Origin of the sequence: Streptomyces atroolivaceus (assembly GCF_000717025.1) — a bacterium.
In the GTDB taxonomy this organism is placed as follows: Bacteria; Actinomycetota; Actinomycetes; order Streptomycetales; family Streptomycetaceae; genus Streptomyces; species Streptomyces atroolivaceus.
Genome location: NZ_JNXG01000004.1, coordinates 357,417 through 383,338 on the forward strand (window position 1 = coordinate 357,417; position 25,922 = coordinate 383,338).

The 25,922-nt window shown below is 71.3% G+C and carries 22 protein-coding genes and 1 pseudogene; 11 read left to right on the plus strand and 12 right to left on the minus strand.

The genetic code is table 11. The features are described from left to right. Positions 1 to 32: 32 nt before the first annotated feature. The 3 genes from lpdA to OO67_RS13210 all read right to left on the minus strand — a co-directional run bounded on the left by lpdA (position 33) and on the right by OO67_RS13210 (position 4,282). Entirely contained in the window at positions 33 to 1,421 is a 1,389-nt protein-coding gene (lpdA, locus tag OO67_RS13200; protein ID WP_033299943.1) for a dihydrolipoyl dehydrogenase, read from the minus strand. A gap of 342 nt (positions 1,422 to 1,763) precedes the next feature. After that, positions 1,764 to 3,311 (minus strand): leucyl aminopeptidase, encoded by a 1,548-nt coding sequence (locus OO67_RS13205; protein WP_033299945.1) that lies wholly within the window; start codon positions 3,309 to 3,311, stop codon positions 1,764 to 1,766. A gap of 182 nt (positions 3,312 to 3,493) precedes the next feature. Beyond that, on the minus strand, positions 3,494 to 4,282 hold the full coding sequence (locus OO67_RS13210) for an adenosylcobinamide-GDP ribazoletransferase (protein WP_033299946.1): 789 nt from the start codon (positions 4,280 to 4,282) through the stop codon (positions 3,494 to 3,496). An 87-nt stretch (positions 4,283 to 4,369) separates the two neighbouring features. Here OO67_RS13210 and OO67_RS13215 point away from each other — a divergent pair, with 87 nt between their 5' ends. Next, positions 4,370 to 5,143, plus strand: a complete 774-nt coding sequence (locus tag OO67_RS13215) for a hypothetical protein (RefSeq protein ID WP_033299947.1) — start codon at positions 4,370 to 4,372, stop codon at positions 5,141 to 5,143. A 4-nt stretch (positions 5,144 to 5,147) separates the two neighbouring features. Here the strand turns inward: OO67_RS13215 and cobT are convergent, their stop codons facing one another. After that, positions 5,148 to 6,251: a nicotinate-nucleotide--dimethylbenzimidazole phosphoribosyltransferase gene (gene cobT, locus OO67_RS13220; protein ID WP_033299948.1), complete on the minus strand. Its 1,104-nt coding sequence runs from the start codon at positions 6,249 to 6,251 to the stop codon at positions 5,148 to 5,150. 148 nt (positions 6,252 to 6,399) lie between these two features. Continuing rightward, positions 6,400 to 7,602, minus strand: coding sequence for a bifunctional adenosylcobinamide kinase/adenosylcobinamide-phosphate guanylyltransferase (locus tag OO67_RS13225; protein ID WP_033299950.1), 1,203 nt, complete (start codon positions 7,600 to 7,602; stop codon positions 6,400 to 6,402). A gap of 86 nt (positions 7,603 to 7,688) precedes the next feature. Between OO67_RS13225 and OO67_RS13230 the strand changes: the two genes are divergently transcribed. Next, positions 7,689 to 7,892: a hypothetical protein gene (locus OO67_RS13230; protein WP_033300039.1), complete on the plus strand. Its 204-nt coding sequence runs from the start codon at positions 7,689 to 7,691 to the stop codon at positions 7,890 to 7,892. Positions 7,893 to 7,978: 86 nt separating this feature from the next. On the opposite strand, the gene OO67_RS13235 is transcribed toward OO67_RS13230, so the two are convergent. The 3 genes from OO67_RS13235 to OO67_RS13245 form a co-directional block, all read right to left on the minus strand. After that, on the minus strand, positions 7,979 to 9,052 hold the full coding sequence (locus OO67_RS13235) for a S1C family serine protease (protein ID WP_033299952.1): 1,074 nt from the start codon (positions 9,050 to 9,052) through the stop codon (positions 7,979 to 7,981). A 73-nt stretch (positions 9,053 to 9,125) separates the two neighbouring features. Continuing rightward, the gene (locus OO67_RS13240) at positions 9,126 to 9,860 is read right to left on the minus strand and encodes a class I SAM-dependent methyltransferase (protein ID WP_033300040.1); all 735 of its coding nucleotides are present in this window, start codon (positions 9,858 to 9,860) and stop codon (positions 9,126 to 9,128) included. A gap of 59 nt (positions 9,861 to 9,919) precedes the next feature. After that, complete coding sequence (locus tag OO67_RS13245; protein ID WP_033299954.1) at positions 9,920 to 10,519, minus strand: DUF3043 domain-containing protein; 600 nt, start codon at positions 10,517 to 10,519, stop codon at positions 9,920 to 9,922. A 295-nt stretch (positions 10,520 to 10,814) separates the two neighbouring features. Here OO67_RS13245 and OO67_RS13250 point away from each other — a divergent pair, with 295 nt between their 5' ends. From OO67_RS13250 to OO67_RS13270, 5 genes are all read left to right on the plus strand, one after another. Further along, on the plus strand, positions 10,815 to 11,597 hold the full coding sequence (locus OO67_RS13250; protein ID WP_033300042.1) for a PspA/IM30 family protein: 783 nt from the start codon (positions 10,815 to 10,817) through the stop codon (positions 11,595 to 11,597). A 10-nt stretch (positions 11,598 to 11,607) separates the two neighbouring features. Then, positions 11,608 to 11,886, plus strand: coding sequence for a PspA-associated protein PspAA (pspAA, locus tag OO67_RS13255; protein ID WP_033299956.1), 279 nt, complete (start codon positions 11,608 to 11,610; stop codon positions 11,884 to 11,886). 138 nt (positions 11,887 to 12,024) lie between these two features. Then, a complete protein-coding gene (locus OO67_RS13260; RefSeq protein WP_033299957.1) occupies positions 12,025 to 13,290 on the plus strand; it encodes a sensor histidine kinase in 1,266 nt (421 codons plus the stop codon). After that, positions 13,287 to 13,976 carry a response regulator gene (locus tag OO67_RS13265; protein WP_033300044.1) on the plus strand — a complete coding sequence of 230 codons (690 nt, stop codon included), beginning with the start codon at positions 13,287 to 13,289 and terminating at the stop codon, positions 13,974 to 13,976. Before OO67_RS13260 ends, OO67_RS13265 begins: the two co-directional genes overlap by 4 nt. Before the next feature lie 207 nt (positions 13,977 to 14,183). Beyond that, on the plus strand, positions 14,184 to 17,339 hold the full coding sequence (locus OO67_RS13270) for an efflux RND transporter permease subunit (protein ID WP_033299959.1): 3,156 nt from the start codon (positions 14,184 to 14,186) through the stop codon (positions 17,337 to 17,339). 100 nt (positions 17,340 to 17,439) lie between these two features. Here the strand turns inward: OO67_RS13270 and nadA are convergent, their stop codons facing one another. Beyond that, positions 17,440 to 18,627, minus strand: a complete 1,188-nt coding sequence (gene nadA, locus OO67_RS13275; RefSeq protein WP_033299960.1) for a quinolinate synthase NadA — start codon at positions 18,625 to 18,627, stop codon at positions 17,440 to 17,442. Positions 18,628 to 18,848: 221 nt separating this feature from the next. On the opposite strand from nadA, the gene erpA reads away from it, so the two are divergent. Beyond that, positions 18,849 to 19,205 (plus strand): iron-sulfur cluster insertion protein ErpA, encoded by a 357-nt coding sequence (gene erpA, locus OO67_RS13280; protein ID WP_033299961.1) that lies wholly within the window; start codon positions 18,849 to 18,851, stop codon positions 19,203 to 19,205. A 104-nt stretch (positions 19,206 to 19,309) separates the two neighbouring features. On the opposite strand, the gene OO67_RS13285 is transcribed toward erpA, so the two are convergent. Then, entirely contained in the window at positions 19,310 to 20,758 is a 1,449-nt protein-coding gene (locus tag OO67_RS13285) for a hypothetical protein (RefSeq protein WP_033299962.1), read from the minus strand. Positions 20,759 to 20,887: 129 nt separating this feature from the next. After that, entirely contained in the window at positions 20,888 to 21,085 is a 198-nt protein-coding gene (locus tag OO67_RS13290; RefSeq protein WP_033299963.1) for a hypothetical protein, read from the minus strand. 157 nt (positions 21,086 to 21,242) lie between these two features. On the opposite strand from OO67_RS13290, the gene OO67_RS13295 reads away from it, so the two are divergent. Next, positions 21,243 to 22,217, plus strand: a complete 975-nt coding sequence (locus OO67_RS13295) for a carbohydrate kinase family protein (RefSeq protein ID WP_033299964.1) — start codon at positions 21,243 to 21,245, stop codon at positions 22,215 to 22,217. Positions 22,218 to 22,282: 65 nt separating this feature from the next. On the opposite strand, the gene OO67_RS13300 is transcribed toward OO67_RS13295, so the two are convergent. Continuing rightward, positions 22,283 to 23,665 (minus strand): cysteine desulfurase/sulfurtransferase TusA family protein, encoded by a 1,383-nt coding sequence (locus OO67_RS13300; protein ID WP_033299966.1) that lies wholly within the window; start codon positions 23,663 to 23,665, stop codon positions 22,283 to 22,285. Positions 23,666 to 23,937: 272 nt separating this feature from the next. Between OO67_RS13300 and ctaC the strand changes: the two genes are divergently transcribed. Both ctaC and OO67_RS13310 read left to right on the plus strand, forming a co-directional pair. After that, positions 23,938 to 24,906, plus strand: a complete 969-nt coding sequence (gene ctaC, locus OO67_RS13305) for an aa3-type cytochrome oxidase subunit II (protein WP_033299967.1) — start codon at positions 23,938 to 23,940, stop codon at positions 24,904 to 24,906. Next, positions 24,903 to 25,922: pseudogene (locus OO67_RS13310) on the plus strand (cytochrome c oxidase subunit I); the annotation flags it as partial. The gene ctaC and the pseudogene OO67_RS13310, both read left to right, overlap by 4 nt.

Below are 25,922 nucleotides of genomic sequence, written 5' to 3' on the forward strand. Positions count from 1 at the left end.
TGCGGAAGTGGTCGGTCGTCCCCGGGACTGGATCAGTCGTGGGAGTGGAGAGGCTTGCCGGCCAGGGCCAGGTGGGCCTCGCCCATCGCCTCGTTCTGCGTCGGGTGGGCGTGGATGAGCTGCGCGACCTCGGCCGGCAGCGCCTCCCAGTTGTAGATCAGCTGGGCTTCGCCGACCTGCTCGCCCATACGGTCACCGACCATGTGGACGCCGACCACGGCGCCGTCCTTGACCTGGACGAGCTTGATCTCGCCCGCGGTCTTCAGGATCTTGCTCTTGCCGTTGCCCGCGAGGTTGTACTTGAGGGCGACGACCTTGTCCGCACCGTAGATCTCCTTGGCCTTGGCCTCGGTGATGCCGACGGAGGCGACCTCGGGGTGGCAGTACGTCACCTTCGGCACGCCGTCGTAGTCGACCGGCACGGTCTTGAGGCCGGCCAGCCGCTCCGCGACCAGGATGCCCTCGGCGAAGCCGACGTGCGCCAGCTGGAGGGTCGGGACCAGGTCGCCGACGGCCGAGATGGTCGGGACGTTGGTCTGCATGTACTCGTCGACGAGGACGTAGCCGCGGTCCATCGCGACACCCGCCTCCTCGTAGCCCAGACCCTGCGAGACCGGGCCGCGGCCGATCGCGACCAGCAGCACCTCCGCCTCGAAGGTCTTGCCGTCGGCGAGGGTCACCCGCACGCCGTCCTGCGTGTACTCGGCCTTGTCGAAGAAGGTGCCGAGGTTGAACTTGATGCCGCGCTTGCGGAAAGCGCGCTCAAGAAGCTTGGAGCTGTTCTCGTCCTCGACCGGGACCAGGTGCTTCAGACCCTCGACGATGGTGACCTCGGTCCCGAAGGACTTCCACGCCGACGCGAACTCGACGCCGATGACGCCGCCGCCCAGGACGATCGCGGACTTCGGGACGCGGTCCAGCTTCAGCGCGTGGTCCGAGGAGATGATCCGGTTGCCGTCGATCTCCAGGCCGGGCAGCGACTTCGGCACGGAGCCGGTCGCCAGCAGCACGTGGCGGCCCTGGACACGCTGGCCGTTGACGTCCACCGAGGTGGCCGACGAAAGGCGGCCCTCACCCTCGATGTAGTGCACCTTGCGCGAGGCGATGAGACCTTGCAGACCCTTGTACAGGCCCGAGATCACGTCGTCCTTGTACTTGTGGACGGCCTCCATGTCGATGCCCTCGAAGGTGGCCTTCACGCCGAACTGCTCGGCCTCGCGGGCCTGGTCGGCGATCTCGCCGGCGTGCAGCAGCGCCTTCGTGGGGATACAGCCGTTGTGCAGGCAGGTGCCGCCGACCTTGCCCTTCTCGATCAGTGCGACGTCCAGGCCCAGCTGAGCTCCGCGCAGGGCCGCGGCGTAACCGCCGCTACCACCGCCGAGGATCACTAGGTCGAAAACGGTGCTGGCGTCGTTCGCCACGTCACGTCCTCCATGCATGTGCGCCGTATGCCGGGCCCCGTCGCTGGGGTGTGACCGGCCGGTCGGCTGGTGTGCGGCCGCTTGCGTTATTCGGCCCTGTGGTGGGGGCCCTGTCCTGCCGAGAACCCATCTTCGCACTTGTTGAGGGCGGACGGGACGCTGGCCCCTGCTCCGGGCCGGACGAAGATCCGGCCCGGCCGGTTACCGATCCGTACAGATGTCCGGAAAAATGCCGGTCGGAGCCACCCGGGTGAACACCCGCGGCCCCGGACGTATGCCCGGGGCCGCGTGCGCCGCGAGCGAACCCCGCGTGAGGGATCCGCGCGGACGCCTGCTCAGGCCTCAGCCGAGGTCGCCGGCCGCGGTGCGCTCCGCGAGCCGCACCAGTGTGCGGACCGCCGAGCCGGTGCCGCCCTTGGGCGTGTAGCCGTACGGCGCGCCCTCGTGGAAGGCCGGGCCCGCGATGTCCAGGTGCGCCCAGGCGATGCCCTCGCCCACGAACTCCTGGAGGAACAGACCGGCCACGAGGCCGCCGCCCATCCGCTCACCCATGTTGGCGATGTCCGCGGTCGGGGAGTCCATGCCCTTGCGCAGGTCGGCGGGGAGCGGCATCGGCCAGGAGGCCTCGCCGACCTCCTCGGCGATCTCGTGGATCGACGTACGGAACGCGTCGTCGTTGGCCATCACGCCGAAGGTGCGGTTGCCCAGGGCCAGGACCATCGCGCCCGTCAGGGTCGCCACGTCGACGATCGCGTCCGGCTTCTCCTCGGAGGCGCGGGTCAGGGCGTCGGCGAGCACGAGCCGGCCCTCGGCGTCGGTGTTCAGCACCTCGACGGTCTTGCCGCTGTACATGCGCAGCACGTCGCCGGGGCGGGTGGCGTTGCCGGAAGGCATGTTCTCGGCCAGGGCCAGCCAGCCGGTGACGTTGACCCGGAGGCCGAGGCGGGAGGCGGAGACGACGGCGGCGAACACGGCGGCGGCACCGCTCATGTCGCACTTCATCGTCTCGTTGTGGCCCGCCGGCTTGAGGGAGATGCCGCCCGAGTCGTAGGTGATGCCCTTGCCGACCAGGGCGAGCGTCTTCTCCGCCTTGGGGTGGGTGTAGGAGAGCCTGACCAGCCGCGGGCCGTGGGTGGAGCCCTGGCCGACGCCGAGCAGGCCGCCGAAGCCGCCCTTGACGAGCGCCTTCTCGTCCAGGACCTGCACCTTGATGCCGTGCTCCTTGCCGGCGGCGCTGGCCACGGCGGCGAAGGACTCGGGGTACAGGTCGTTCGGCGGGGTGTTGACCAGGTCGCGGGCCCGGTTGATCTCCTCCGTGACCGCGACGGCGCGCTCGGCGGCCGCCTTGAAGGCCTTGTCACGCGGCTTGCCGCCGAGCAGGACGACCTCGCCGAGGGGGAGCTTCGCGTCGTTCCCGCCGGCCTTGGCCCCCTTGGGGGCGAGCCTGTTCTCGCCGCCCTGGTAGGCGGTGAAGGCGTAGGCACCCAGCAGGGCGCCCTCCGCGACGGCCCCGGCGTCCTCGGCGGACTCCGTCGGCAGCGCGAAACCGGCCTTCTTCGAACCCTTCAGCGCGCGCCCGGCGCTGCCCGCGGCCCGGCGCAGTGACTCCGCGTCGTACGCGTCGTCCTTCGCGGGGACCGGACCGAGCCCGACCGCGATGACGACCGGGACCTTGAGGCCGGAGGGGGCGGGGAGCTTGGTCACTTCGCCCTCGGCACCGGAGGCGCCGAGGGTCTCCAGGACGGTGGCGAGCTTTCCGTCGAACGCCTTGTCCACGGCCTCGGCGCCCGGTGCGACGACCGGCCCCTTGGCTCCCTTGGCGAGGCCGACGACGAGTGCGTCGGCGCGCAGCGTCGCCGCACCTGAGGTGCTGAGAGTGAGAGCAGTCACGGTGGTGAATTCTCGCTTCCGTTGAGTTGTGTGCCGGTCTGTGTTGGTCGAGAGGGTGGCCGACCGTGCCCGGCGCATCGCAGATGCCGCCGTGATGCGCCGGGCACGAGCCTACGCGCGCCCGTGCTCCCGGTTCACGGGGGCGGGGCCGTCCGGGGAGGAGCGCCGCCGGTGCGGGTCCGCTAGCCCAGGGACAGCGACAGCGCCAGCAGGGCCACCGTGGCGGCCGTCTCCTCCACCGCGCCGAACACGTCGCCGGTCACTCCGCCGAAGCGCCGCACGCAGTGACGCAGCATCACCTGCGCGGCTCCGAGGCCGGCCAGGGCGGCGAGGGCGTGGTGCAGGGCGGCGCCGGATCCGCCCTGCAGCGCACCGGCCGCCGCGCTGCAGGCGACCACCGCGCAGGCCACGGCCGCCGCGCCCCGGGGAGGGACGGTGCCCGCCACCGCCGCGCCGAGGCCCTCCGGCCTGGCCGGCGGGACGCCACGGCGCGAGGCCAGCGTGAGCGCGAGCCGGGCCGTGACGGCGGCGACGACGGTGCCCAGGGCGCCTTCGGCCCAGCCGCGGCCGTACAGCTCGAAGAGCGCGGCGACCTGGGCCAGCAGCACGAACAGCAGGGTGATCACGCCGAACGGGCCGATGTCCGACTGCTTCATGATCCGCAGCGCGTCCTCGGCGGGCTTGGCGCTGCCGAGCCCGTCCGCGGTGTCCGCGAGCCCGTCCAGGTGCAGCCCACGGGTCAGTGCCGCGGGCAGCGCGGCGGAAGCGGCCGCCGCCAACAGGGGGCCGGACCCGCCGAGCAGGAACAGCACTCCGGGGAGGGCCGCGAGCAGCCCCACGGCGAGCCCGGCGAGCGGGGCGCACAGCATGCCGGCGCGGGCGGCCCCGCGGTCCCAGCGGGAGACGTGGACGGGGAGCGCGGTCAGAGTGCCGAAGGCGAATCGCAGGCCGTGGCTGTTCAGGGAGGTCACCGCGCGCAGGCTAGCCGGTGCGGCACCGCGCCGAAGCGGGCAAAGTGGCCCGAAAGCCGTACGGGCGGGTCCTCGGGTGGAGGTGGCATGGGTCACTGGTTCCAGCAGAACATCGTCGAACCGGGCAAGCTCCCGCTCCTGCTCGCCCTGAGCGCCTTCGTGCTCACCTTCGCCGTCACCCGGATGATCACCCGGATGATCAGGGCCGGGAAGGGGCCGTTCCGCAACATCACGCCCGGCGGTGTGCACGTCCATCACGTGGTGCCCGGTGTGGTGCTGTCGGTGGTCGGCGGCTTCGGCGCGGTGGCGAGCGGTCATCACGGTCTCGCCGCGGGGATCTTCGCGGTGGTCTTCGGGGTGGGGGCCGGCCTGGTCCTCGACGAGTTCGCGCTGATCCTGCACCTCGACGACGTGTACTGGACCGAGGAGGGCCGCCAGAGCGTGGAGGTGGTCGTCCTCACCGCCTCCCTGGTCCTGCTCGTGCTCGCCGGATTCTCACCGCTCGGCGTGGACGAGCTGAGCGGCGAGGAACAGCAGAGCAGGCTCGGCGTCGTCCTGACCTACCTCTTCAACTTCGGGCTCGTGCTGATCGCCCTGTTCAAGGGCAAGGCCCGGATGGCGGTGGTCGGCACCCTCATCCCGTTCATCGCGCTCATCGGCGCGATCCGGCTGGCCCGGCCCGCGTCGCTGTGGGCGAAGCGCTTCTACCGCCGGCGCCACCGGGCCCGCGCCAGGGCGGTGCTGAGGGCCTATCACCACGACGTCCGCTGGGCGGGCCCCCGGCGCAGGTTCCAGGACCTGATCGGCGGGGCCCCGGACAGGACCCCGCTGCCGGGCCCGGGCCCCGGCGGGGAGACCTGAGGGCTCAGGCAGTCGCCTCCGCGGGCTCCGCGTCCCCCGGAGGCTCCTCCGCATCCGCCACGGCGGCGTCCGGCGCACGCTCGGGGAGCTCCGCGGCCAGAGCGGCCGCGGCCTGGACGAGCGGCAGAGCCAGCAGGGCCCCGCTTCCCTCGCCCACGGTCACCCCATGGTCCAGCAGAGGGGTCAGGGCCATCCGGTCCAGCGCCTTCAGCTGCGCCGGCTCGCCGCTCACCTGCCCCGCCAGCCACCAGTCCGGCGCACGGAACGCCGCCCGCTGGGCCACCAGCGCGCAGGCCGCCGAGACCACTCCGTCCAGCACCACGGGCATCCGGCGCACCGCGCTCTGCAGCAGGAATCCCGTCATGGCGGCCAGGTCCGCACCGCCCACGGCCGCCAGCAGCTCCAACTGGTCGCCGAGTACCGGCCGGGCCCGCCGCAGCGCGTCCCGGATCGCCGCGCACTTGCGCATCCACGCCAGGTCGTCGATGCCCGCGCCACCGCGCCCGGTCACCACCGAGGCGTCCGTGCCGCACAGGGCCGCGATCAGCGTCGACGCCGCCGTCGTACCGCCGACACTCAGGTCACCCAGCACCACGAGGTCCGTGCCGGAGTCGGCCTCCTCGTCGGCGATGCGCATACCGAGCCGCACGGCCTCCTCGGCCTCCTCGGGCGTCAGGGCGTCCTCGACGTCGATCCGGCCGCTGCCGCGCCGCACCCGGTGGCGTACGACGGCGTCGGGCAGCAGCTCCGGATCGCAGTCCAGACCCGCGTCCACGATCCGCACCGGCACGGAGAAGCGGCGGGCCAGCACGGCGACGGGGCTCGCACCGTCCAGCGCCGCCCGGACGAGCTCGTGGGCGGTCCCGGCAGCCCGGCCGGAGACCTCCAGCTCCGCCACCCCGTGGTCGCCGGCGAACAGGACGACGCGTGGCTGCTCGATCGCCTTGACGGGCACCGACTGCTGGGCGGCCGACAGCCATTCACCCAGCTCGTCGAGCCGGCCGAGCGCGCCGACGGGAACGGTCAGCCGCTCGCGTCGTTCCTCGGCGTCACGCCGCACGCCCCCGTCGGGGCGTTCGATCAGGTCGGAGAAGTCGTCCAGATTCACGGGGGTCTGCCTCGCGGGTCGGCGCTGGGTGGGCCGGAACCCGCCGGAGGGCTCCTGTGCGGAACAGTACCCGGCACTCCCTCCCGCATCCCTGGTGCGCACCCCCCGGCCCGGCCCCGCAGCACCAGGGCCCGCACCCGCCCCCGCCTCAGCCCCGCAGCACCAGCGCCTGCCCCGCCACCACCAGCAGCACCTGCTCGCACTCGGCGGCGAACGCCGCGTTCAACCGGCCCAGTTCGTCCCGGAAACGCCGCCCCGAGGCCGTCGCGGGAACCACGCCCGAGCCGGTCTCGTTGGTCACGGCGACGACCGTACGACGTGTCCCGCGTACCGCGCGGACCAGCTCGGCGACCCGTTCGCGCAGCTTCTCCTCCCCGCCGTCCGCCCACCTGCCGTCGTCCCACGCCTCGACCCGGTCCATCGCGTCCGTCAGCCACAGCGACAGACAGTCGATCAGCAGCGGCGGGCCGTCCTCCGCCAGCAGACCCGCCAGTTCGCAGGTCTCCTCGGTGCGCCACGCGGCCGGCCTGCGCTCCCGGTGCAGCCCGATCCGGGCCGCCCACTCGGCGTCCCCCTCGCGGTGGCCGCCCGTAGCCACGTACACCACCTCGGGAAAGGTCTCCAGGCGCTGCTCCGCCTCCACCGACTTCCCCGACCGGGCCCCGCCCGTGACCAGGGTGCGCCGGGGCACCTCGGCCACCGCGTGGTACGCGCCCACCGGCAGCGTCGTCCCGTCCGGAACCGCTCGCGCCCCGCCGGCCGCGAGCCGGCGGTCGAGCTCGTCACCGGGCGGCGCGTCGTGGTCCAGGTGGACGGCGATCACCTCGGTGGTGGCCACGACGGCCTCGACGGCGCGCAGCCGGGCCACCGCGTCGGGCCGCGTGATCACGTCGCACACGACCATGTCGTACGGCTCCGCCACCCGGTCGGCCAGACCGGCGGGGGAGGCCCCGGGCGGCAGGTAGAGCAGGCGCTCACCCTCCGGCGACGTCACCTCGTAACCCGTACCGGGTGCGTCCATCGCCACGGCCCGGACCCGGTGCCCGCTGATCAGCGTCAGCTCCTGGCCGTCCGGGACCCGCCCGGCGGGCGGGAGCGAGGCGGGCAGCTCCACCGCGGGCCCGTCGTGAGGGTGGGTCAGCAGCACCTGCCGCACGGCGGCGAGCGAGTGACCCGCGCGGGCGGCGGCGAACACGGCGCCCGGGGTGAGGTCCAGCAGCAGCGCGTCGTCCACGAGCAGCGCGGTCGCGGCGCGCGCCCCCACGCCGCGGGAGGACGCGCAGACGGCGCAGGGGCAGTCGGGCCGCGGCAGCCCGTCGGGGGCTCCGGTGCCGAGCAGTGTCAGTTCCACGCTCTGATCCTCCCGTGTCCATGTACCACCTGCGCGCCCGGGACACCCACTAGTCTTCGGGGAGCAACGTGACCCAGGAGGCGGACATGGCGTGGACGTGGCGGTTCGAGAAGTCCGACGGTACGGAGACGGAGCCGGCGCTGCAGCCGGAGGAGTTCACGACCCAGGGCGACGCGGAGTCCTGGATCGGTGAGTTCTGGAAGGAACTCCTCGAAGGCGGCGCGGACCAGGTGACGCTCTTCGAGGACACGACGAAGATCTACGGCCCGATGAGCCTCCAGGCCGACTGAGGCCCGTCGGCCCGCCCGGGCCCCGGCGCCCGGGCGGGTCCTCCTCGCCCGCCGGGCCGCGCGGCCGTTCCGCCGCCGACCGGCTCTCAGATCTCGCCCAGGGTGACCTCGGCGGTCTTCGCCGCGTCCCCCCGCGTGTACGTCACCCTGATCCTCTGGCCCGGCCTGTCGTCCGCCAGGGCCTCCGAGAGCGAGGTGATCGTCGTGACCGGGGTGTCGCCGATCCGGGTGATGACGTCCCCGACGCGCATGCCCGCCTCATCCGCGGCCCCGCCCTCCTGGGCGCTGACGATCGCGACGCCGGCGGGCTGGTACCGGTCGTCGACGACGGTGCGGCCCGTGATGTCCAGCGCCGCCCGGCCCGAGTCGGTGACCTTTCCTGACTCGATGATCTGGTCGGCCACCGTCCGCACCATCGAGACCGGGATGGCGAAACCGATCCCGGGCGCCGCGCTGCCGCCCAGCTGGGGATCGGTGGCCGCGAGGGTCGGGACACCGATCACCTCGCTGTCGAGGTTCACCAGCGCCCCGCCGCTGTTGCCCGGGTTGATGGCCGCCGAGGTCTGCACCATGTCGGCGAGCGTCGCCCCCGTACCGCCGCCCGAGCCGCTCTCGCTGACGGTCCGGCCCACGGCCGAGACGATGCCCTGGGTGACGCTGCTGGACAGGCCGAGCGGTGAGCCCATCGCCAGGACGATCTGACCCACCTCGACCTCGTCGGTGTCGCCGAACTCCGCGGCCCGCAGACCGTCGGGGACGTCGTCGAGCCTGACGACGGCCAGGTCCTGCTCCGGATAGGAGGAGACCAGGGACGCCTTGAGCACCTTCTCGCCGGTGGCGACGCTGACGTCGAAGCTCTTCTCGTCGCCCACGACGTGGGCGTTCGTGACGATGTGGCCCTTGTCGTCGTAGACGATGCCCGAGCCGAGGCCCTCCCCGGCGCCGATCTGCACGACGGAGGGGAGCACGTCCTTGATGACCGCCCGGTACTGATCCTCCAGGTCCCCGGCGGCCCGGGGCACCGCCTGCTGCCGGACCGGTGCGGAGGACGGGGCGGGGCCCGGCCCGGCGCAGCCGCCCGCCAGGGCGATCGCGCAGGCACCGGCGGCCAGGGGCGTGAGCGAGCGGCGTGCCCGGCTGCGGGGATGGGTTGCGTCCATGCCCGGAGTATCGCCAGGGCCGCCCCCGGCGGCCCGTGCTGGTGGGCCGATCAGGCGTACGCCGCCGGAGGCGTCAGCCGCGTACCCCGCACAGGTGCAGCAGCGCCGCGATCCCGCGGTACGGATCGGTGCGCCCGGCCCGGTCCTCGGCGGCGAAGACCCGGGCCAGCTCCTCGGGACCGGGCAGCCCCGCCTCGTTGCTCACGTTGTCCGTGAAGACCCGTACGCCGTACCAGGCGTGCAGCGGGGCGGCGATCCCCGCGAGTGTGGCCCGCAGGGCCTCGAGCCGGTCCGCCCGGACGTCGAGACCGAGCCTGTTCGTGTACGTGTCCGTGTCGAACGCGGCCAGGGCCGCGCCGAAGTCGCCCGCCGTCCCCGGCCGCATCGCGAGCGCGTCCGCGTTCCGTACGAGCAGCGACAGCAGACCGCCGGGCGCCAGCATGCGGGCCAGGCCGGCCAGCATCGGGTCCGGCTCCGGGACGTACATCAGCACCCCGTGGCAGAGCACCACGTCGAAGCTGCCGGGCAGGAAGTGGACCCCGGTGTCCCGGCCGTCGCCCTCGATGAGGCGCACCCGCTCGCGGATGCCCTCGGGCTCGGCGGCGAGGGACTCCCGGGCGGTGTCCAGCATCGCGCCGTCGGACTCCAGGCCGGTCACGGAGTGCCCGGCCCGCGCCAGGCGCAGTGCCTGCGTGCCCTGGCCCATGCCGACGTCGAGCACCCGCAGCCGCTGCCCCACGGGGAAGCGGGCGGCTATCTGCTCGTCGAGCTGCCGGGCGACGAGCTCCTGGCGGACCGTGTTGCGCAGGCCGCCGAGCCCGTCCAGCCACTGGGAGGACACCCCCGTGAAGCCGGGGGTCTCCGTGCTCAGGGCCGCTCTCCCCGCTTGACCTGCGGCTTGGGCAGACGCAGTCGGCGCATCTGGAGCGTACGCATCAGGCCGTAGGCCACCGCGCCGCGCTTGGGAGTGTCCGGGAAGCGCTGGGCCAGCTGCTTCTTGAGGCGGAACCCGAGGCCGATGGAGTCGACGACGATCAGCACGATCACGCCGAGCCAGAGCAGCAGCGAGATGTTCTGGATGTTCTGGACCTGGATGACGCTGAGGATCAGGATGACCACCGCGAGCGGAAGGAAATACTCCGCGATGCAGAAGCGCGAGTCCACGAAGTCACGGACGAAGCGCCGCACCGGCCCCTTGTCACGCACCGGCAGGTAGCGCTCGTCGCCCGATGCGAGCGCCTCCCGCTGCCGGGCCATGTCGGCCCGGCGCGCTTCGCGCTGGCGCTTGGCGGCCTCCTTGCGGTCTGTCGGCGCGCCGCTGGAGGCACGTCGGCGCTGCGTCTGGGCCTCGCTGCGCTTGGGGGTGGGGCGACCCTTGGGAGCCTGGGGGTCGCGGGGCGTCTTGGAGAGGTCCGCCGTCACCTTGCCGGTGGGGGCCTTCTCTTCCTTGGAGCGGCTACGGAACACAAAACCCAAGGGTACGGGGTCGGCCGGGACTACCGGAGACCGGCCGGGAACGATCCGGCAACGGCCTGCGCCCTGAAAAGTGTTCCGACAGGGGCAGAACGGACGTTGCCGACGCATCCCTGATGTTCGTCTACTCCCTGCGCGGGAGCGGCCGCCGGCGTCAGTCGTCCTTGCGGAGGAGCACATCCGTGCTCGAACAGTGCGGTAATGGAGACAGGGCCCGTACTGTGGGTTCTGTTGGAGTGCTGGAGCTCAGTCCGTCAGAAGGGGGCGCGCGAAGCCCATGAGCGGTGTCATGAAGCGTATGGGAATGATCTTCCGCGCGAAGGCAAACAAGGCCCTTGACCGGGCCGAGGATCCGCGCGAGACCCTCGATTACTCGTACCAGAAGCAGCTGGAGCTGCTCCAGAAGGTACGCCGCGGCGTCGCCGACGTGGCGACCTCGCGCAAGAGGCTGGAGCTGCAGCTGAATCAGCTGCAGGGGCAGTCGTCGAAGCTGGAGGACCAGGGCCGCAAGGCTCTCGCGCTCGGCCGCGAGGACCTGGCCCGCGAGGCGCTGTCGAGGCGCGCCGCCCTTCAGCAGCAGGTCACGGACCTGGAGACGCAGCACCAGACGCTGCAGGGTGAGGAGGAGAAGCTCACTCTCGCGGCCCAGCGTCTGCAGGCCAAGGTCGATGCCTTCCGGACGAAGAAGGAGACCATCAAGGCCACCTACACCGCGGCCCAGGCCCAGACCCGGATCGGCGAGGCCTTCTCGGGCATCTCCGAGGAGATGGGCGACGTCGGCCTGGCGATCCAGCGGGCCGAGGACAAGACCCAGCAGCTCCAGGCCCGCGCGGGCGCCATCGACGAACTGCTGGCCTCCGGGGCCCTCGACGACGCCTCCGGCACGGCGAAGGACGACATCGCCGCCGAGCTGGACCGGATCTCCGGTGGTACGGATGTGGAACTGGAGCTGCAGCGCATGAAGGCCGAGCTGGCCGGGGGTTCCGCCGGGCAGCAGCAGGCCATCGAGGGCGGCGCCGAGGACGCGGCACCGCAGCAGCAGCAGTCTCCGCACAGGTTCGACAAGCAGTGAGGGCGGCGTCATGATCGTACGGATCATGGGGGAGGGCCAGGTCGTACTGGCCGACAGTCATGTCGCCGAGCTGAACAAGCTCGACGACATACTCCTCGCGGAGATGGAGAGCGGTGACGGACCAGGCTTCCGCACCACGCTCCACGCGCTTCTGGACAAGGTGCGCGAGCTCGGCTCGCCGCTCCCCGACGACTCCCTGGAGCCGTCCGAACTGATCCTGCCGGCACCCGACGCCACCCTCGAAGAGGTGCGCTCCATGCTCCGCGACGACGGGCTGATCCCCGGCTGACCGGCCACCTCCGCACTCCGACGACGCCCCGCCCGGCCCGCCCGGCGCGGGGCGTCGTGCTGTCCCGCCCCGTGCCGTGACGACGTCCGGAGACCGTACGGACCGCCGAACCGGCGGCAGGCCGTACCGTGGTCCGACGTGACCACCCTCGGAACCGGGTTCGCGCGCGCCCGACGCTGGCTGCGCGGCCATCCCCTCGCCTTCGACGGTGGCCTCGCCGCGGCCGTGCTCGTCTGCATGGTCTGCGCGTCGTTCGCCGAGCCGAATCCGGGCCACGGGCCGGTCTTCGGAGTCCGGACACCCGGCCCGTCCAGCGTGCTGCTGATGGTGCTCGGGGCCGGGGCGCTCGTCCTGCGCCGCCGCGAGCCCATGGCGGTGCTCGCCGTCACCGGGCTGCTGTCCGCCGCCGAGTTCGCCCTGACGGATCCTCCCGCCCCCGTCGTGATGAGCGCGGTCATCGCGCTCTTCACCGTCGCGGCCAGCACCGACCGCCCCACCACCTGGCGGGTCGGCCTGCTGACCATGGGCGTGCTGACCGTGACCGCGATGGTGGCCGGCACGACGCCCTGGTACAGCCAGGAGAACCTCGGCGTCCTCGCCTGGACGGGGCTGGCCGGGGCCGCCGGCGACGCGGTCCGCAGCAGACGCGCGTTCATCGACGCGATCAGGGAACGGGCCGAACGCGCGGAGCGCACCCGCGAGGAGGAGGCCCGCCGCAGGGTGGCCGAGGAGCGGCTGAGGATCGCCCGGGACCTGCACGACGTCGTCGCCCACCACATCGCCCTGGTCAACGTCCAGGCCGGGGTCGCGGCGCACGTCATGGACAAGCGCCCCGACCAGGCGAAGGAGGCACTCGCCCACGTGCGGGAAGCCAGCCGCTCCGCCCTCAACGAGCTGCGGACCACGGTCGGGCTGCTGCGCCAGTCCGGCGACCCGGAGGCGCCCACGGAACCCGCGCCGGGGCTCGCCGTCCTCGACACCCTGGTCGACACCTTCCGTAACGCCGGGCTCCCCGTCGAGGTGGCCTGCACCGACCCCGACAGGCCGCTGCCCGCGGCGGTCGACCTCGCGGCCTACCGGATCATCCAGGAAGCCCTGACCAACGTGCGCAAACACGCGGGTGCCGGTGCCAGGGCCGAGGTGAGCGTCGTACGGGTCGGGCGGACCGTGGAGGTCACCGTGCTCGACGACGGCCGGGGGGCGGATCCCCGGCCGCCGTCGGCCGACGGCGGCCGGCACGGTCTGATCGGCATGCGCGAACGCGTCACCGCACTCGGCGGCAGGCTCACGGCAGGGCCCCGTTACGGAGGCGGATTCAGGGTGCATGCGATCCTGCCCGTCGAGTCCCGCACACACGCTCCGGAAGTACCGGGCGCGGCGGGGACGACGGGGGGATGCGCGTGACGCCCATCAAGGTGCTGCTCGCCGACGACCAGGCGTTGCTGCGCAGCGCGTTCCGGGTGCTGGTCGACTCCGAGCCCGACATGCGGGTCGTCGGTGAGGCCGCCGACGGGGCGGAGGCCGTGGCCCTGGCCCGTTCGACGCTCGCCGACGTGGTGCTGATGGACATCCGGATGCCGGGCACCGACGGGCTCGCCGCCACCCGGATGATCAGCGCCGACCCGGACCTGGCGGGCGTGCGGATCGTCATGCTCACCACCTTCGAGGTGGACGAGTACGTCGTCCAGTCCCTCCGCGCCGGCGCCTCCGGCTTCCTGGGCAAGGGGGCGGAACCGGACGAACTGCTCAACGCCATCCGGGTCGCCGCCGCCGGTGAGGCGCTGCTCTCCCCGGCCGCGACCAAGGGCCTCATCGCCAGCTTCCTCGCCCAGCCGGGCAGCGCCGGGGAGGGACCCGAGGGCGCGGCGTACTCCGAGCGCCTCGCCGCGCTCACGGGGCGCGAGCGAGAGGTGCTCGTCCAGGTGGCGGGCGGGCACTCCAACGACCAGATCGCCGACCGGCTCGTCGTCAGCCCGCTCACCGTGAAGACCCATGTGAACCGGGCGATGGCGAAGCTCGGCGCACGGGACCGGGCCCAATTGGTCGTCATTGCCTACGAATCGGGCCTGGTCCGCCCCAGGGTGGAGTGACGGGTGTAGTCCCGGCTACTCCAGCTGCGGTATGCGCGAGATAAGAAAGCAACCCGGGGACCGACGATCTCGCGCACGGAACCGGCGATCGTATAGGTGGCGGGCTGTGTCCCCTGTGATCACCGAAGCGAGCTCCGCAGTGAGCGCCGACGTGGGCACCGAGCAGCCGCCCATCTGCCGCGTAAGCCACAGAAGAGAGACCCACCCATGTCCTGGCTGTCCAGATTCAGCCTCGCGCAACGGGCCCTGATCGGGCTGATCTCGATCGTCGCGCTCGTTTTCGGAGCGATAGCGATCCCGCAGCTCAAGCAGCAGCTGCTGCCCACCATCGAACTGCCGATGGTTTCGGTGCTGGCGCCCTACCAGGGTGCGTCCCCCGACGTGGTCGAGAAGCAGGTCGTAGAACCCCTCGAGGACGCCATCAAGGCCGTCGACGGGGTCGAGGGTGTCACGTCGACCGCCAGCGAGGGAAGCGCCGTCATCATGGCGACCTTCGACTTCGGCGACGAGGGCACGAAGCAGCTCGTCGCCGACATCCAGCAGGCCGTCAACCGTGCCCGCATCCAGCTTCCCGAGGATGTGGACCCGCAGGTCATCGCCGGTTCCACCGACGACATCCCGACCGTCGTCCTCGCCGTCACCTCCGACAAGGACCAGCAGGCGCTCGCCGACGAGCTGGACCGCACGGTCGTTCCCGCCCTCGAGGACATCGAGGGTGTCGGCCAGGTCGCCGTCGACGGAGTGCAGGACCTCCAGGTCGCCGTCGTACCCGACGACAGGAAGCTCGCCGCGGCCGGCATGAACGCCGGTTCGCTGGCCCAGGCCCTCCAGGCAGGCGGCGCCACCGTCCCGGCCGGTTCCTTCTCCGAGGCGGGCAAGAGCCGCACCATCCAGGTGGGCGGCCCCTTCACCTCGCTCCAGCAGATCGAGGACCTGAAGGTCTCCGCGGCGGACCCGGCGTCGGGCAAGCCGGGGAAGCCGGTCCGTGTGGGTGACGTCGCCACGGTGAAGCAGGAGCCCGCCACCGCGGTCTCCATCACGCGTACGAACGGCAAGCCGAGCCTCGCCGTCATGGCGACGATGGACAAGGACGGCAGCGCCGTCGCCATCTCCGACGCGGTCCAGGACAAGCTGCCGGACCTGCGCGAGGACCTCGGCGCGGACGCGGAGCTGACCGTCGTGTCCGACCAGGGCCCCGCCGTCTCCAAGGCGATCTCCGGCCTGACCACGGAGGGCGCGCTCGGCCTGCTCTTCGCGGTCGTCGTGATCCTGGTGTTCCTCGCGTCGATCCGCTCGACGCTGGTCACCGCGGTCTCCATCCCGCTCTCCGTGGTCCTCGCGCTGATCGTGCTCTGGACCCGTGACCTGTCGCTGAACATGCTGACCCTCGGCGCGCTGACCATCGCGATCGGCCGCGTCGTCGACGACTCGATCGTGGTCCTGGAGAACATCAAGCGGCACCTCGGCTACGGCGAGGAGCGCCAGTCGGCGATCATCACCGCGGTCAAGGAGGTGGCCGGCGCGGTCACCTCGTCCACGCTCACCACCGTCGCGGTGTTCCTGCCCATCGGTCTGGTCGGAGGCATGGTCGGCCAGCTCTTCGGTTCGTTCTCCCTCACGGTCACAGCGGCCCTGCTGGCCTCCCTGCTGGTCTCGCTGACCGTGGTTCCGGTCCTCTCGTACTGGTTCCTGCGGGCCCCCAAGGGCACCGACACCGACCCGGACGAGGCGCGCCGCAAGGCCGAGGAGAAGGAAGCCGCCAGCCGGCTCCAGCGGATCTACGTCCCGGTGCTGCGCTTCGCGACCCGCCGCCGCGTGACCAGCATCGTCATCGCGCTCGTGGTCCTGTTCGGCACCTTCGGCATGGCACCCCTGCTGAAGACGAACTTCTTCGACCAGGGCGAGCAGGAAGTCCTCTCCATCAAGCAGGAGCTGACTCCGGGCACCAGCCTGGCCGCCGCCGACGAGGCCGCGCAGAAGGTCGAGAAGGTCCTCGCCGGCGACGACGGCGTCGAGGACTACCAGGTCACCGTCGGCTCCTCCGGCTTCATGGCGGCCTTCGGCGGCGGTACGGGTGCCAACCAGGCCTCCTACCAGGTCACCCTCAAGGACGCGGCGGACTTCGACGCCACCCAGGACCGGATCGACGAGGCCCTGGGCAAGCTCGACGGCATCGGCGACACCACGATCGCCGCGGGTGACGGCTTCGGCAGCCAGGACCTGAGCGTCGTGGTCAAGGCCGCCGACGCGGACGTCCTGAAGAAGGCGTCCGAAGCGGTACGGGGCGAGGTCGCCGAGCTCGAGGACGTCACCGATGTCCAGAGCGACCTGGCCCAGAGCGTCCCGCGCATCTCGGTCAAGGCCAACGACAAGGCGGCCGACGCCGGATTCAACCAGACGACGCTCGGTGCGGCGGTCGCCGGCGCGGTGCGCGGCACCCCGTCCGGCAAGGCGATCATGGACGACACCGAGCGTGACGTCGTCATCAGGTCCTCGCGCCCGGCCACCACCATGGCCGAGCTGAAGGCGCTGCCGCTCGGCCCCGTGAAGCTCGGCGACATCGCCGACGTGGAACTGGTCCCCGGCCCGGTCACGATGACCCGGATCGATGGTCAGCGCGCCGCGACGATCACCGCCAAGCCGACCGACGACAACACGGGCGCGGTCACCGCCTCGCTCCAGACGAAGATCAACGCACTGGACCTCCCGGAGGGCGCCACCGCGACCATCGGTGGTGTCTCCGAGGACCAGAACGACGCCTTCATGAAGCTCGGCCTGGCCATGCTGGCGGCCATCGCGATCATCTTCATGCTGCTGGTGGCCACCTTCCGGTCGCTCATCCAGCCGTTGATCCTGCTGGTCTCCATCCCCTTCGCCGCGACGGGCGCCCTCGGCCTCCTGATCGTCACCGGCACCCCGATGGGCGTTCCGGCGATGATCGGCATGCTGATGCTGATCGGCATCGTGGTGACCAACGCGATCGTGCTGATCGACCTGATCAACCAGTACAGGTCGCAGGGCATGGGCGTCGTCGAGGCGGTCGTGGAGGGCGGTCGTCACCGTCTGCGCCCGATCCTGATGACGGCACTCGCGACGATCTTCGCGCTGCTCCCGATGGCGCTCGGCGTCACGGGCGAGGGCGGCTTCATCTCGCAGCCGCTGGCGGTCGTGGTGATCGGCGGTCTGATCACCTCCACGCTGCTGACCCTGCTCCTGGTGCCGACGCTCTACGCGATGGTCGAGCTCCGCAAGGAGCGCCGCGCGAAGAAGAAGGCGGCCAAGCGCGAGGCGAAGTCCGGCGAGAAGGCCCCGGAGACGGCGGAGGAAGCCACCTCCCCGGAGCCGGAGGCCGCGAAGGCCTGACACATCGGCCCCCGGCCACGGAGAAGGCCCCCGACGCCGCACTGCGGCGTCGGGGGCCTTCTCCTTCGGGGCCGGGCCGGTGGACGCGGCCCACCACCGCCTACGGCAGCGCCAGCATCCGCTCCAGCGCCAGCTTGGCGTACTTCTCCGTCTCCGCTTCCACCTGGATCCGGTTGACCAGGTTGCCCTCGGCCAGGGACTCCAGGGTCCACACCAGGTGCGGCAGGTCGATCCGGTTCATCGTCGAGCAGAAGCACACCGTCTTGTCGAGGAAGACGATCTCCTTGTCCTCGGCGGCGAAACGGTTCGCCAGCCGGCGCACCAGGTTCAGTTCCGTGCCGATCGCCCACTTGGAGCCGGCAGGAGCCGCCTCCAGGGCCTTGATGATGTACTCCGTCGAGCCCACCTGGTCCGCGGCGGCCACGACCTCGTGCTTGCACTCCGGGTGCACCAGCACGTTGACGCCCGGGATCCGCTCCCGTACGTCGTTGACGGACTCGACCGAGAAGCGCCCGTGCACCGAGCAGTGCCCGCGCCACAGGATCATCTTCGCGTCGCGCAGCTCCTCGGCGGTCAGGCCGCCGTTCGGCTTGTGCGGGTTGTAGAGGACGCAGTCCTCCAGGGTTATCCCCATGTCCCGCACGGCCGTGTTCCGGCCGAGGTGCTGGTCCGGCAGGAACAGCACCTTCTCGCCCTGCTCGAAGGCCCATTCCAGGGCCCGCTTCGCGTTGGACGAGGTGCAGATGGTGCCGCCGTGCCTGCCGGTGAAGGCCTTGATGTCGGCGGAGGAGTTCATGTACGAGACCGGCACGACCTGGTCGGCGACCCCGGCCTCCGTCAGCACGTCCCAGCACTCGGCGACCTGCTCCGCGGTGGCCATGTCGGCCATCGAGCAGCCGGCGGCGAGGTCCGGCAGGACGACCTTCTGGTCGTCGCCGGTCAGGATGTCCGCGGACTCGGCCATGAAGTGCACGCCGCAGAAGACGATGTACTCCGCCTCGGGCCGCGCCGCCGCGTCCCGGGCGAGCTTGAAGGAGTCGCCGGTGACGTCCGCGAACTGGATGACCTCGTCGCGCTGGTAGTGGTGGCCGAGCACGAAGACCTTGTCCCCGAGCTTCTCCTTGGCGGCACGAGCCCGCTCCACCAGGTCCGGGTCGGACGGGGAGGGCAGGTCACCGGGGCATTCGACCCCGCGCTCGCTCCGCGGGTCGGCCTCGCGGCCGAGCAGCAGAAGGGCGAGGGGTGTCGGCTGGACATCCAGGGGCTGGGCGGTGGTCACGACACGCACCCTTTCTTTTCTGCGGAACGCCTTTTCGTCTAATTGACGCTATCTATCATAACCGCTTCATGTCAGCTTGACGATGCCGATAGCGTCGATGTGACGCATCCCCCCGCGCATGCGGTGTGCGAGCATGAAGGGAACAGACACGCGCCTGGCCCGGAATGAATCCGCGGCCCCGATGGTTGGACCGTCGGCAAGCAGTCCGTACAACCCCGGGAGAGAAGCAGATGTCCGTATCGGACGAGACCACCACCGTGAGCGACGGCATCCTCCTGTCCGACGCCGCCGCAGCCAAGGTCAAGACCCTGCTGGAGCAGGAGGGCCGGGACGACCTCGCGCTGCGCGTCGCCGTTCAGCCCGGAGGCTGCTCGGGCCTGCGGTACCAGCTCTTCTTCGACGAGCGCTCGCTCGACGGGGACGTCGTGAAGGACTTCGACGGCGTCAAGGTCGTCACCGACCGGATGAGTGCCCCGTACCTGGGCGGCGCCTCCGTCGACTTCGTGGACACCATCGAGAAGCAGGGCTTCACGATCGACAACCCGAACGCCACGGGCTCCTGCGCCTGCGGTGACTCCTTCAGCTGAACCCCGAGCCGTACCGACAGCGGCGGCGCTCCCGGATCCGGGAACGCCGCCGCTGTCGTCCGCGCGTACGGAACGCGGGTGGGCGGAAGCCAGGTGCGCGGGACTCAGGCGCGCGGCACCGTCTCGCCCGACTCCGCGTCCACCACCTTCCGGCCGTCCAGCGGCGCGTCCAGCGTCACCGTCCGGGTCAGCTCCTTGGCGATCATGATGCAGGCCTTGCCGGGATCCGGCTTCGACTCGGTCACGGTGACCCGTACCGTGCCGCCGTCCTCCGTGGCGCGTGCCGCATACGTGCTGCACACGCCGCCCCAGAACATCACCTCCAGCGTCCGGCCGTCCGAACTGTACGAGGTGACGTCCGGGCCCGTGCCCGTGCTTCCGGGGTCCTTCGTGGGCTCCGGGGACGGCTCGGCGCTCGCCTCCGTCACGTGGTCCGGGTCCACCGCCACCTGGGCGACCGTGTGCCCGGGGCCGCCCCCTTCGGGCCGTACGGAGAAGAGCCACGAGGGCACGAGGATCTGCTCGCCGTCCGCGTACCGCGCCGCGAGCCCGAACTCGGCCTTCTCGACCGTCGCCGTGGCAGCCGGCTGAGTGGCGCCGCAGTCGGTCTTCGGCGGCGCAGGATCCCCCTCCAGAGGTGCTGGGGTCGCGCAGCCGCCGATGCCGGACTTCGCGGCCCGCCCGCTGTCCGCGTTCAGCCGCTCCAACGCGTCGTCCGCGCCGGTCACCGGATAGCTGTCACCCTTCTCCAGGCTCTTCAGATGCCCGCTGCCGCCGACGATCTCGCCTCCGGCGCCCACCTGGATCCCGGTCGACCAGCCGTACGTCGGCAGCCCGCCCACCACCGGGTCGGCGTTCACCACGCGTACGGAACCCATCAGCTGGTCCGCGTCGAGCGCGGCGCCGTCCTGGCCCACGGCCTTCAGTACCGGGGCCGCCGCAGCCCTGGCGGCCTTCTCGCTCACCGGCGAGCCCGTACCGGTGCCCGGCGACGTGTCCTTCGAGCAGGCCGCGGCCGACTCGCAGGCGTCCGGGCCGCCGGAGCCGTACCGGGCGAAGGTCCAGGTGCCCGGAGCCTGCTTGGTCACCCGCAGGAACGGCCCTGAGCCGTCCCCGTCACTGCCCACCTTCCAGGCCGTGCCCTCGGTGCGCGGTGTTCCCCGCACGCCGAGTGCCTTCGCGAGGCGTGCCACCTCGGCCGCGGTCACCGTGCCCGTCGCCCGGTGGACGGCGGCCTCGTCCGGGCCGTCGGGCAGCTCTCCCGAGGCGCGGTGGACGGTCCCGTCGCCATGGGGATCCGGCTCACCCGGTGCGATGCCCCGCGAGGGCGCGGAGGGCCCGCTCTCCGCCGAGACGTCGAGCGAGAGCAGCGGGGGAGAGCCGGTACCGGGGTCGGGAAGAAGGCCGGGGGCGGCCTCGCCCGAGGTGTTCGACGCCCAATAGGCGCCGCCCCCGCCGGCCAGCAGCACCGCTGCCGCCACCGAGGCCACGGCGAGGGGCGAACGCCGCCGCCGGGAACCGGTCACGTCGTTCTCGGATTGCTCGGTGCTCACCGGATCGCTCCTTCGACTGCGTAGCCGCCACAGGCTCATCGTCCGTCCCCGGATGGGGGACGACGGTGGGACGGAGCAGAGGGGCGCGCGGTTCCCCGGCTATGCGGGGGAACCGCCCCGTGCGGCCGGTCAGTCCCCGTAGTCGGACATGGCGTCGATCAGACGGGCGGACGACGGCGGCACCGTGACGCCGTGGATGCGGGAGGGTTCCACCGGCTTCGTGGCGGTCTTCGCGGGTACGACCCAGTGCGGCGCCATCCGCGCGCAGTCACCGCGCAGCTCGGCCAGGCTCATCTCGGACTCACGCGGAACGATGGTGTTCGACATATCCGCACCGTACGCACGGTAGCGCTCGGGTAGAAAGACCTACTATCGGGTAGTTTTGGCCATTCGGGCACGCTGGTGTTACCGGGTAGCGTGAACTGTCATGCCGTCCCGGAGGGGGCCTCGCGCGTCCCTTCGCCTTCCGCAGGAGCAGCTCCCCGTGCGCATTGCAGTCACCGGCTCCATCGCCACAGACCATCTCATGACCTTCCCCGGCCGATTCGCGGACCAGCTGGTCGCCGATCAGCTGCACACGGTCTCGCTCTCCTTCCTGGTGGACAACCTCGACGTGCGCCGCGGCGGTGTCGGGGCCAACATCGCCTTCGGGATGGGCGTGCTCGGTACGAAGCCGATCCTGGTCGGTGCCGCCGGGGCCGACTTCGACGACTACCGCGCCTGGCTCGACCGGCACGGCGTCGACACGGACTCGATCCGCATCTCCGAGGTCCTGCACACGGCGCGCTTCGTCTGCACGACGGACTCCGACCACAACCAGATCGGTTCCTTCTACACGGGCGCGATGAGCGAGGCCCGGCTGATCGAGCTCAAGAGCGTCGCCGACCGCGTGGGCGGCCTCGACCTCGTCTCCATCGGGGCCGACGACCCCGAGGCGATGCTCCGGCACACCGAGGAGTGCCGCTCGCGGGGCATCCCGTTCGCCGCCGACTTCTCGCAGCAGATCGCCCGGATGGACGGCGAGGAGATCCGCATCCTGCTCGACGGTGCGACGTACCTCTTCTCCAACGAGTACGAGAAGGGGCTCATCGAGTCCAAGACCGGCTGGAGCGACGAGGAGATCCTCTCCAGGGTCGGCCACCGCGTCACCACCCTCGGCGCCCGCGGCGTCCGCATCGAGCGGGCCGGCGAGGACCCCGTCGAGGTCGGCTGCGCGGAGGAGGAGCGGAAGGCCGACCCGACCGGCGTCGGCGACGCGTTCCGGGCGGGCTTCCTCTCCGGCCTCGCCTGGAACGTGGGCCTGGAGCGCGCCGCCCAGGTCGGCTGCATGCTCGCGACCCTGGTCATCGAGACGGTCGGCACCCAGGAGTACACCCTGCGCCGCACCAACTTCATGGACCGCTTCACCAAGGCCTACGGGGACGAGGCGGCCTCCGAGGTCAGGAAGCACCTCTCCTAGCAAGGGCAGCGGAAGCCCAGGGGCTCACAGGAGCGCCTCACCGGCACACAGGAGAGCTCACGGGCTCACCGGAGCCGGCGGACCACATAGGCCGAGCCTCGGTCCGCCGGCTCCTCGCCCACGTACTCCTGCTCGCGCATCGCGCACCAGGCCGGGATGTCGAGGCGTGCGGCCTCGTCGTCCGAGAGCACCGTCACCGTGCCGCCCACCGGTACCCCTCCGATCACCTTTGCGAGCTCGATCACCGGGATCGGGCAGCGCCTGCCGAGCGCGTCGACCACGAGCGAGGTCCGGGGCGCGGGGGCGGCGGCCGCCGGAACAGGAGCGCCGAGCTTCTCCCGTACGTCGGACACCACGCCCGGGAGCGCACCGAGGAAGCCGTCGACCTCCTCGTCCGTCGTCCCGGCCGGAAGGGACACGCGGACGTTTCCCTCCGTGAGCACCCCCATCGCCTTGAGGACGTGGCTGGGCGTCAGGGTGCTGCTCGTGCAGGACGATCCGGACGACACGGAGAAACCGGCCCGGTCCAGCTCGTGGAGCAGTGTCTCTCCGTCGACATAGAGACAGGAGAAGGTGACCAGATGCGGCAGTCGCCGGACCGGGTCGCCGACCACCTCCACGTCGGGCACCAGTGACCCGACCGCCGCCCGGATCCGGTCCACCAGGGCGCGCAGCCGTACGGCCTCCGCCGCGGCCTCCGCGCGCACCGCCCGCAGCGAGGCCGCCGCCGCCACGATCGCCGGGATGTTCTCGAAGCCGGGGGCCCGGCCCGACTCCCGCTCGTCGACGGGACCTCGCGGTGCGAACCGGACCCCCTTGCGCACGGCGAGCAGCCCGACCCCGGCCGGCCCGCCCCACTTGTGGGCGCTCGCGGCCAGCAGTGACCAGCGGCCGGGCACCGGTCCCCAGCCCAGCGACTGCGCGGCGTCCACCATCAGCGGCACGCCCGCCGCGGCGCAGATCTCGGCGGTCTCCGCCACCGGCTGTTCGGTCCCCACCTCGTGGTTGGCGGACTGCAGACAAGCCAGGGCGGTGTCCGGGCGGAGGGCCCGGCCGTACGCCGCGGGGTCCACCGCCCCGGTCCGGTCCACCGGGACCTCGCTGAAGGAACCACCCTCCGCGGCGAGGGCCCCGGCGCAGTGGATCACCGAGGAGTGCTCGACGGCGGAGAGCACCAGGTGGCGGCCGACACGCCGACGCCCGGCGAGAGCCCCGGCCACCGCCGAATGCACCGCCCGGGTGCCTGACGAGGTGAACACCAGCTCGTCCGGACGGCAGCCGACCGCCTCCGCCGCGGCCTCCCTGGCCGCGTCCAGCAGCAGCGCGGCCCGTCGGCCCTCGCGGTGGAGCCGGGCTGGATCGGCCCAGCCCTCGTCCAGGGAGGCAAGCAGCGCCTGGCGGGCGACGGGGTGCAGGGGGGCGGAGGAAGCCGCATCGAAGTAGGGCACACCGTCACGCTAGCCCGCAGGGGGCGTGACCAGGCGACCGGCCGCCGTGGTGGCGGGGGAGAGGGGGCGTCAGATGGCGGCCGGAGGCTCGCATTCCATCCCTTCGGGGTGTCGTGCGGCGCGTTGGGCACCCTCCCCGCGCGGCCCCAAATAGCGTCCAGTAGGGTTTGGTCCGCATAAACATCCAAACCCCTGCCCGCGTCAGGGCCGGCGACCGACCAAGTGAGACGGCCGCGCCGACCGTGCGGGCGAGACTCTCGGGAAGGCGCTACGTGAGTCCCAACGGCTCCGACCGCTCGTCGCGGCGCCCGATGCGGCGGAAGCTGCCGCAGGTGCTGACTGCGGGCCTGGTCCTGGCGACGGCCTCCGGTTGTTCATACAACTGGGAGGATTTCCCCCGCCTCGGTATGCCCACCCCGGTAACGGAAGAGGCCCCTCGGATCCTCTCCCTCTGGCAGGGCTCGTGGGCGGCAGCGCTCGCCACGGGCGTCCTTGTCTGGGGGCTGATCCTGTGGAGCGTCATCTTCCACCGGCGAAGCAGGACCAAGGTGGAGGTACCCCAGCAGACCAGGTACAACATGCCTATCGAGGCGCTGTACACAGTGGTCCCCCTCATCATCGTCTCGGTGTTCTTCTACTTCACCGCGCGCGATGAATCGAAGCTCCTCGAGCTCACTCCGAAGCCCGCCCACACCATCAACGTGGTCGGCTACCAGTGGAGCTGGGGTTTCAACTACATCGAGAAGGTGGAGGGCCAGCCCTCCGCCGGCGACGAGATCCCCAAGGAGCTCGACGCCATCCCCGACAAGTACCGCAAGGACTTCCCCGAGGGCGCCGGCGGCGTCTACGACGTGGGCATCCCCGGTACGCGCAACCCGCAGAACGGCAACCCGGGCCCGACCCTGTGGCTGCCGAAGGGCGAGAAGGTCCGCTTCGTGCTGACTTCGCGTGACGTCATCCACTCCTTCTGGGTGGTGCCGTTCCTCATGAAGCAGGACGTCATTCCGGGCCACACCAACTCCTTCGAGGTCACGCCGAAGAAGGAGGGCACCTACATGGGTAAGTGCGCCGAGCTCTGCGGCGTCGACCACTCCCGGATGCTCTTCAACGTCAAGATCGTCTCTCCCGAGCGTTACCAGCAGCACCTCAAGGAGCTGGCGGAGAAGGGTCAGACGGGCTACGTGCCGGCAGGCATCGAGCAGACGGACCCGGCCAGGAATGCGGAGACGAACAAACTGTGAGCATCCTCAATGAATCCCAGGGTGCCGCGGCAGCAGACCTCTCGTTCGAGGACGAACTGCCGGTGCGGCGCAAGCAGCCGGGGAGTGCCGTCGTCAAGTGGCTGACCACCACCGACCACAAGACGATCGGCACGATGTACCTGGTCACATCGTTCGCCTTCTTCTGCATCGGTGGCCTCCTGGCGCTCTTCATGCGCGCCGAGCTGGCCCGTCCGGGTACGCAGATCATGTCGAACGAGCAGTTCAACCAGGCGTTCACGATGCACGGCACGATCATGCTGCTGATGTTCGCGACGCCGCTGTTCGCAGGATTCGCGAACTGGATCATGCCGCTGCAGATCGGCGGCTTCGGCACGATCCTCGGGTCGGTCAACTTCATCACCACGATCATCTGCATGCGCGCCCCCGGCATGACGATGTTCCGCATGCCGATCTTCACCTGGAACGTCCTGCTGACCGGTGTCCTGGTCCTGCTGGCCTTCCCGGTCCTCGCCGCCGCGCTCTTCGCGCTGGAGGTGGACCGTAAATTCGGCGCACATATCTTCGATGCGTCCAACGGTGGCGCATTGCTCTGGCAACACCTCTTCTGGTTCTTCGGCCATCCAGAGGTGTACATCATCGCGCTACCGTTCTTCGGAATCATTTCCGAGATCATCCCGGTCTTCAGCCGCAAGCCGATGTTCGGTTATGTGGGCCTGATCAGCGCGACGATCGCCATCGCCGGCCTTTCGGTGACGGTGTGGGCTCACCACATGTACGTCACCGGCGGTGTGCTGTTGCCGTTCTTCTCCTTCATGACGTTCCTCATCGCGGTTCCGACCGGTGTGAAGTTCTTCAACTGGATCGGCACGATGTGGAAGGGGTCGTCGGTGGTCTGACCGGCGTGATCCTGGCCTCGCCGCCGCTGGACTTCCACATCTCCGACTCGTACTTCGTCGTCGCGCACTTCCACTACGTCGTCTTCGGCACCGTGGTCTTCGCGATGTTCGCCGGATTCCACTTCTGGTGGCCGAAGT

Coding starts and splice junctions, on each gene's coding strand:
- OO67_RS13215 (WP_033299947.1), top strand. CDS start 4,370: ATGGGTCACTGGTTCCAGCAGAACATCGTCGAACCGGGCAAGCTCCCG.
- OO67_RS13250 (WP_033300042.1), top strand. CDS start 10,815: ATGAAGCGTATGGGAATGATCTTCCGCGCGAAGGCAAACAAGGCCCTT.
- OO67_RS13270 (WP_033299959.1), top strand. CDS start 14,184: ATGTCCTGGCTGTCCAGATTCAGCCTCGCGCAACGGGCCCTGATCGGG.
- erpA (WP_033299961.1), top strand. CDS start 18,849: ATGTCCGTATCGGACGAGACCACCACCGTGAGCGACGGCATCCTCCTG.
- OO67_RS13230 (WP_033300039.1), top strand. CDS start 7,689: ATGGCGTGGACGTGGCGGTTCGAGAAGTCCGACGGTACGGAGACGGAG.
- OO67_RS13290 (WP_033299963.1), bottom strand. CDS start 21,085: ATGTCGAACACCATCGTTCCGCGTGAGTCCGAGATGAGCCTGGCCGAG.
- pspAA (WP_033299956.1), top strand. CDS start 11,608: ATGATCGTACGGATCATGGGGGAGGGCCAGGTCGTACTGGCCGACAGT.
- OO67_RS13235 (WP_033299952.1), bottom strand. CDS start 9,052: ATGGACGCAACCCATCCCCGCAGCCGGGCACGCCGCTCGCTCACGCCC.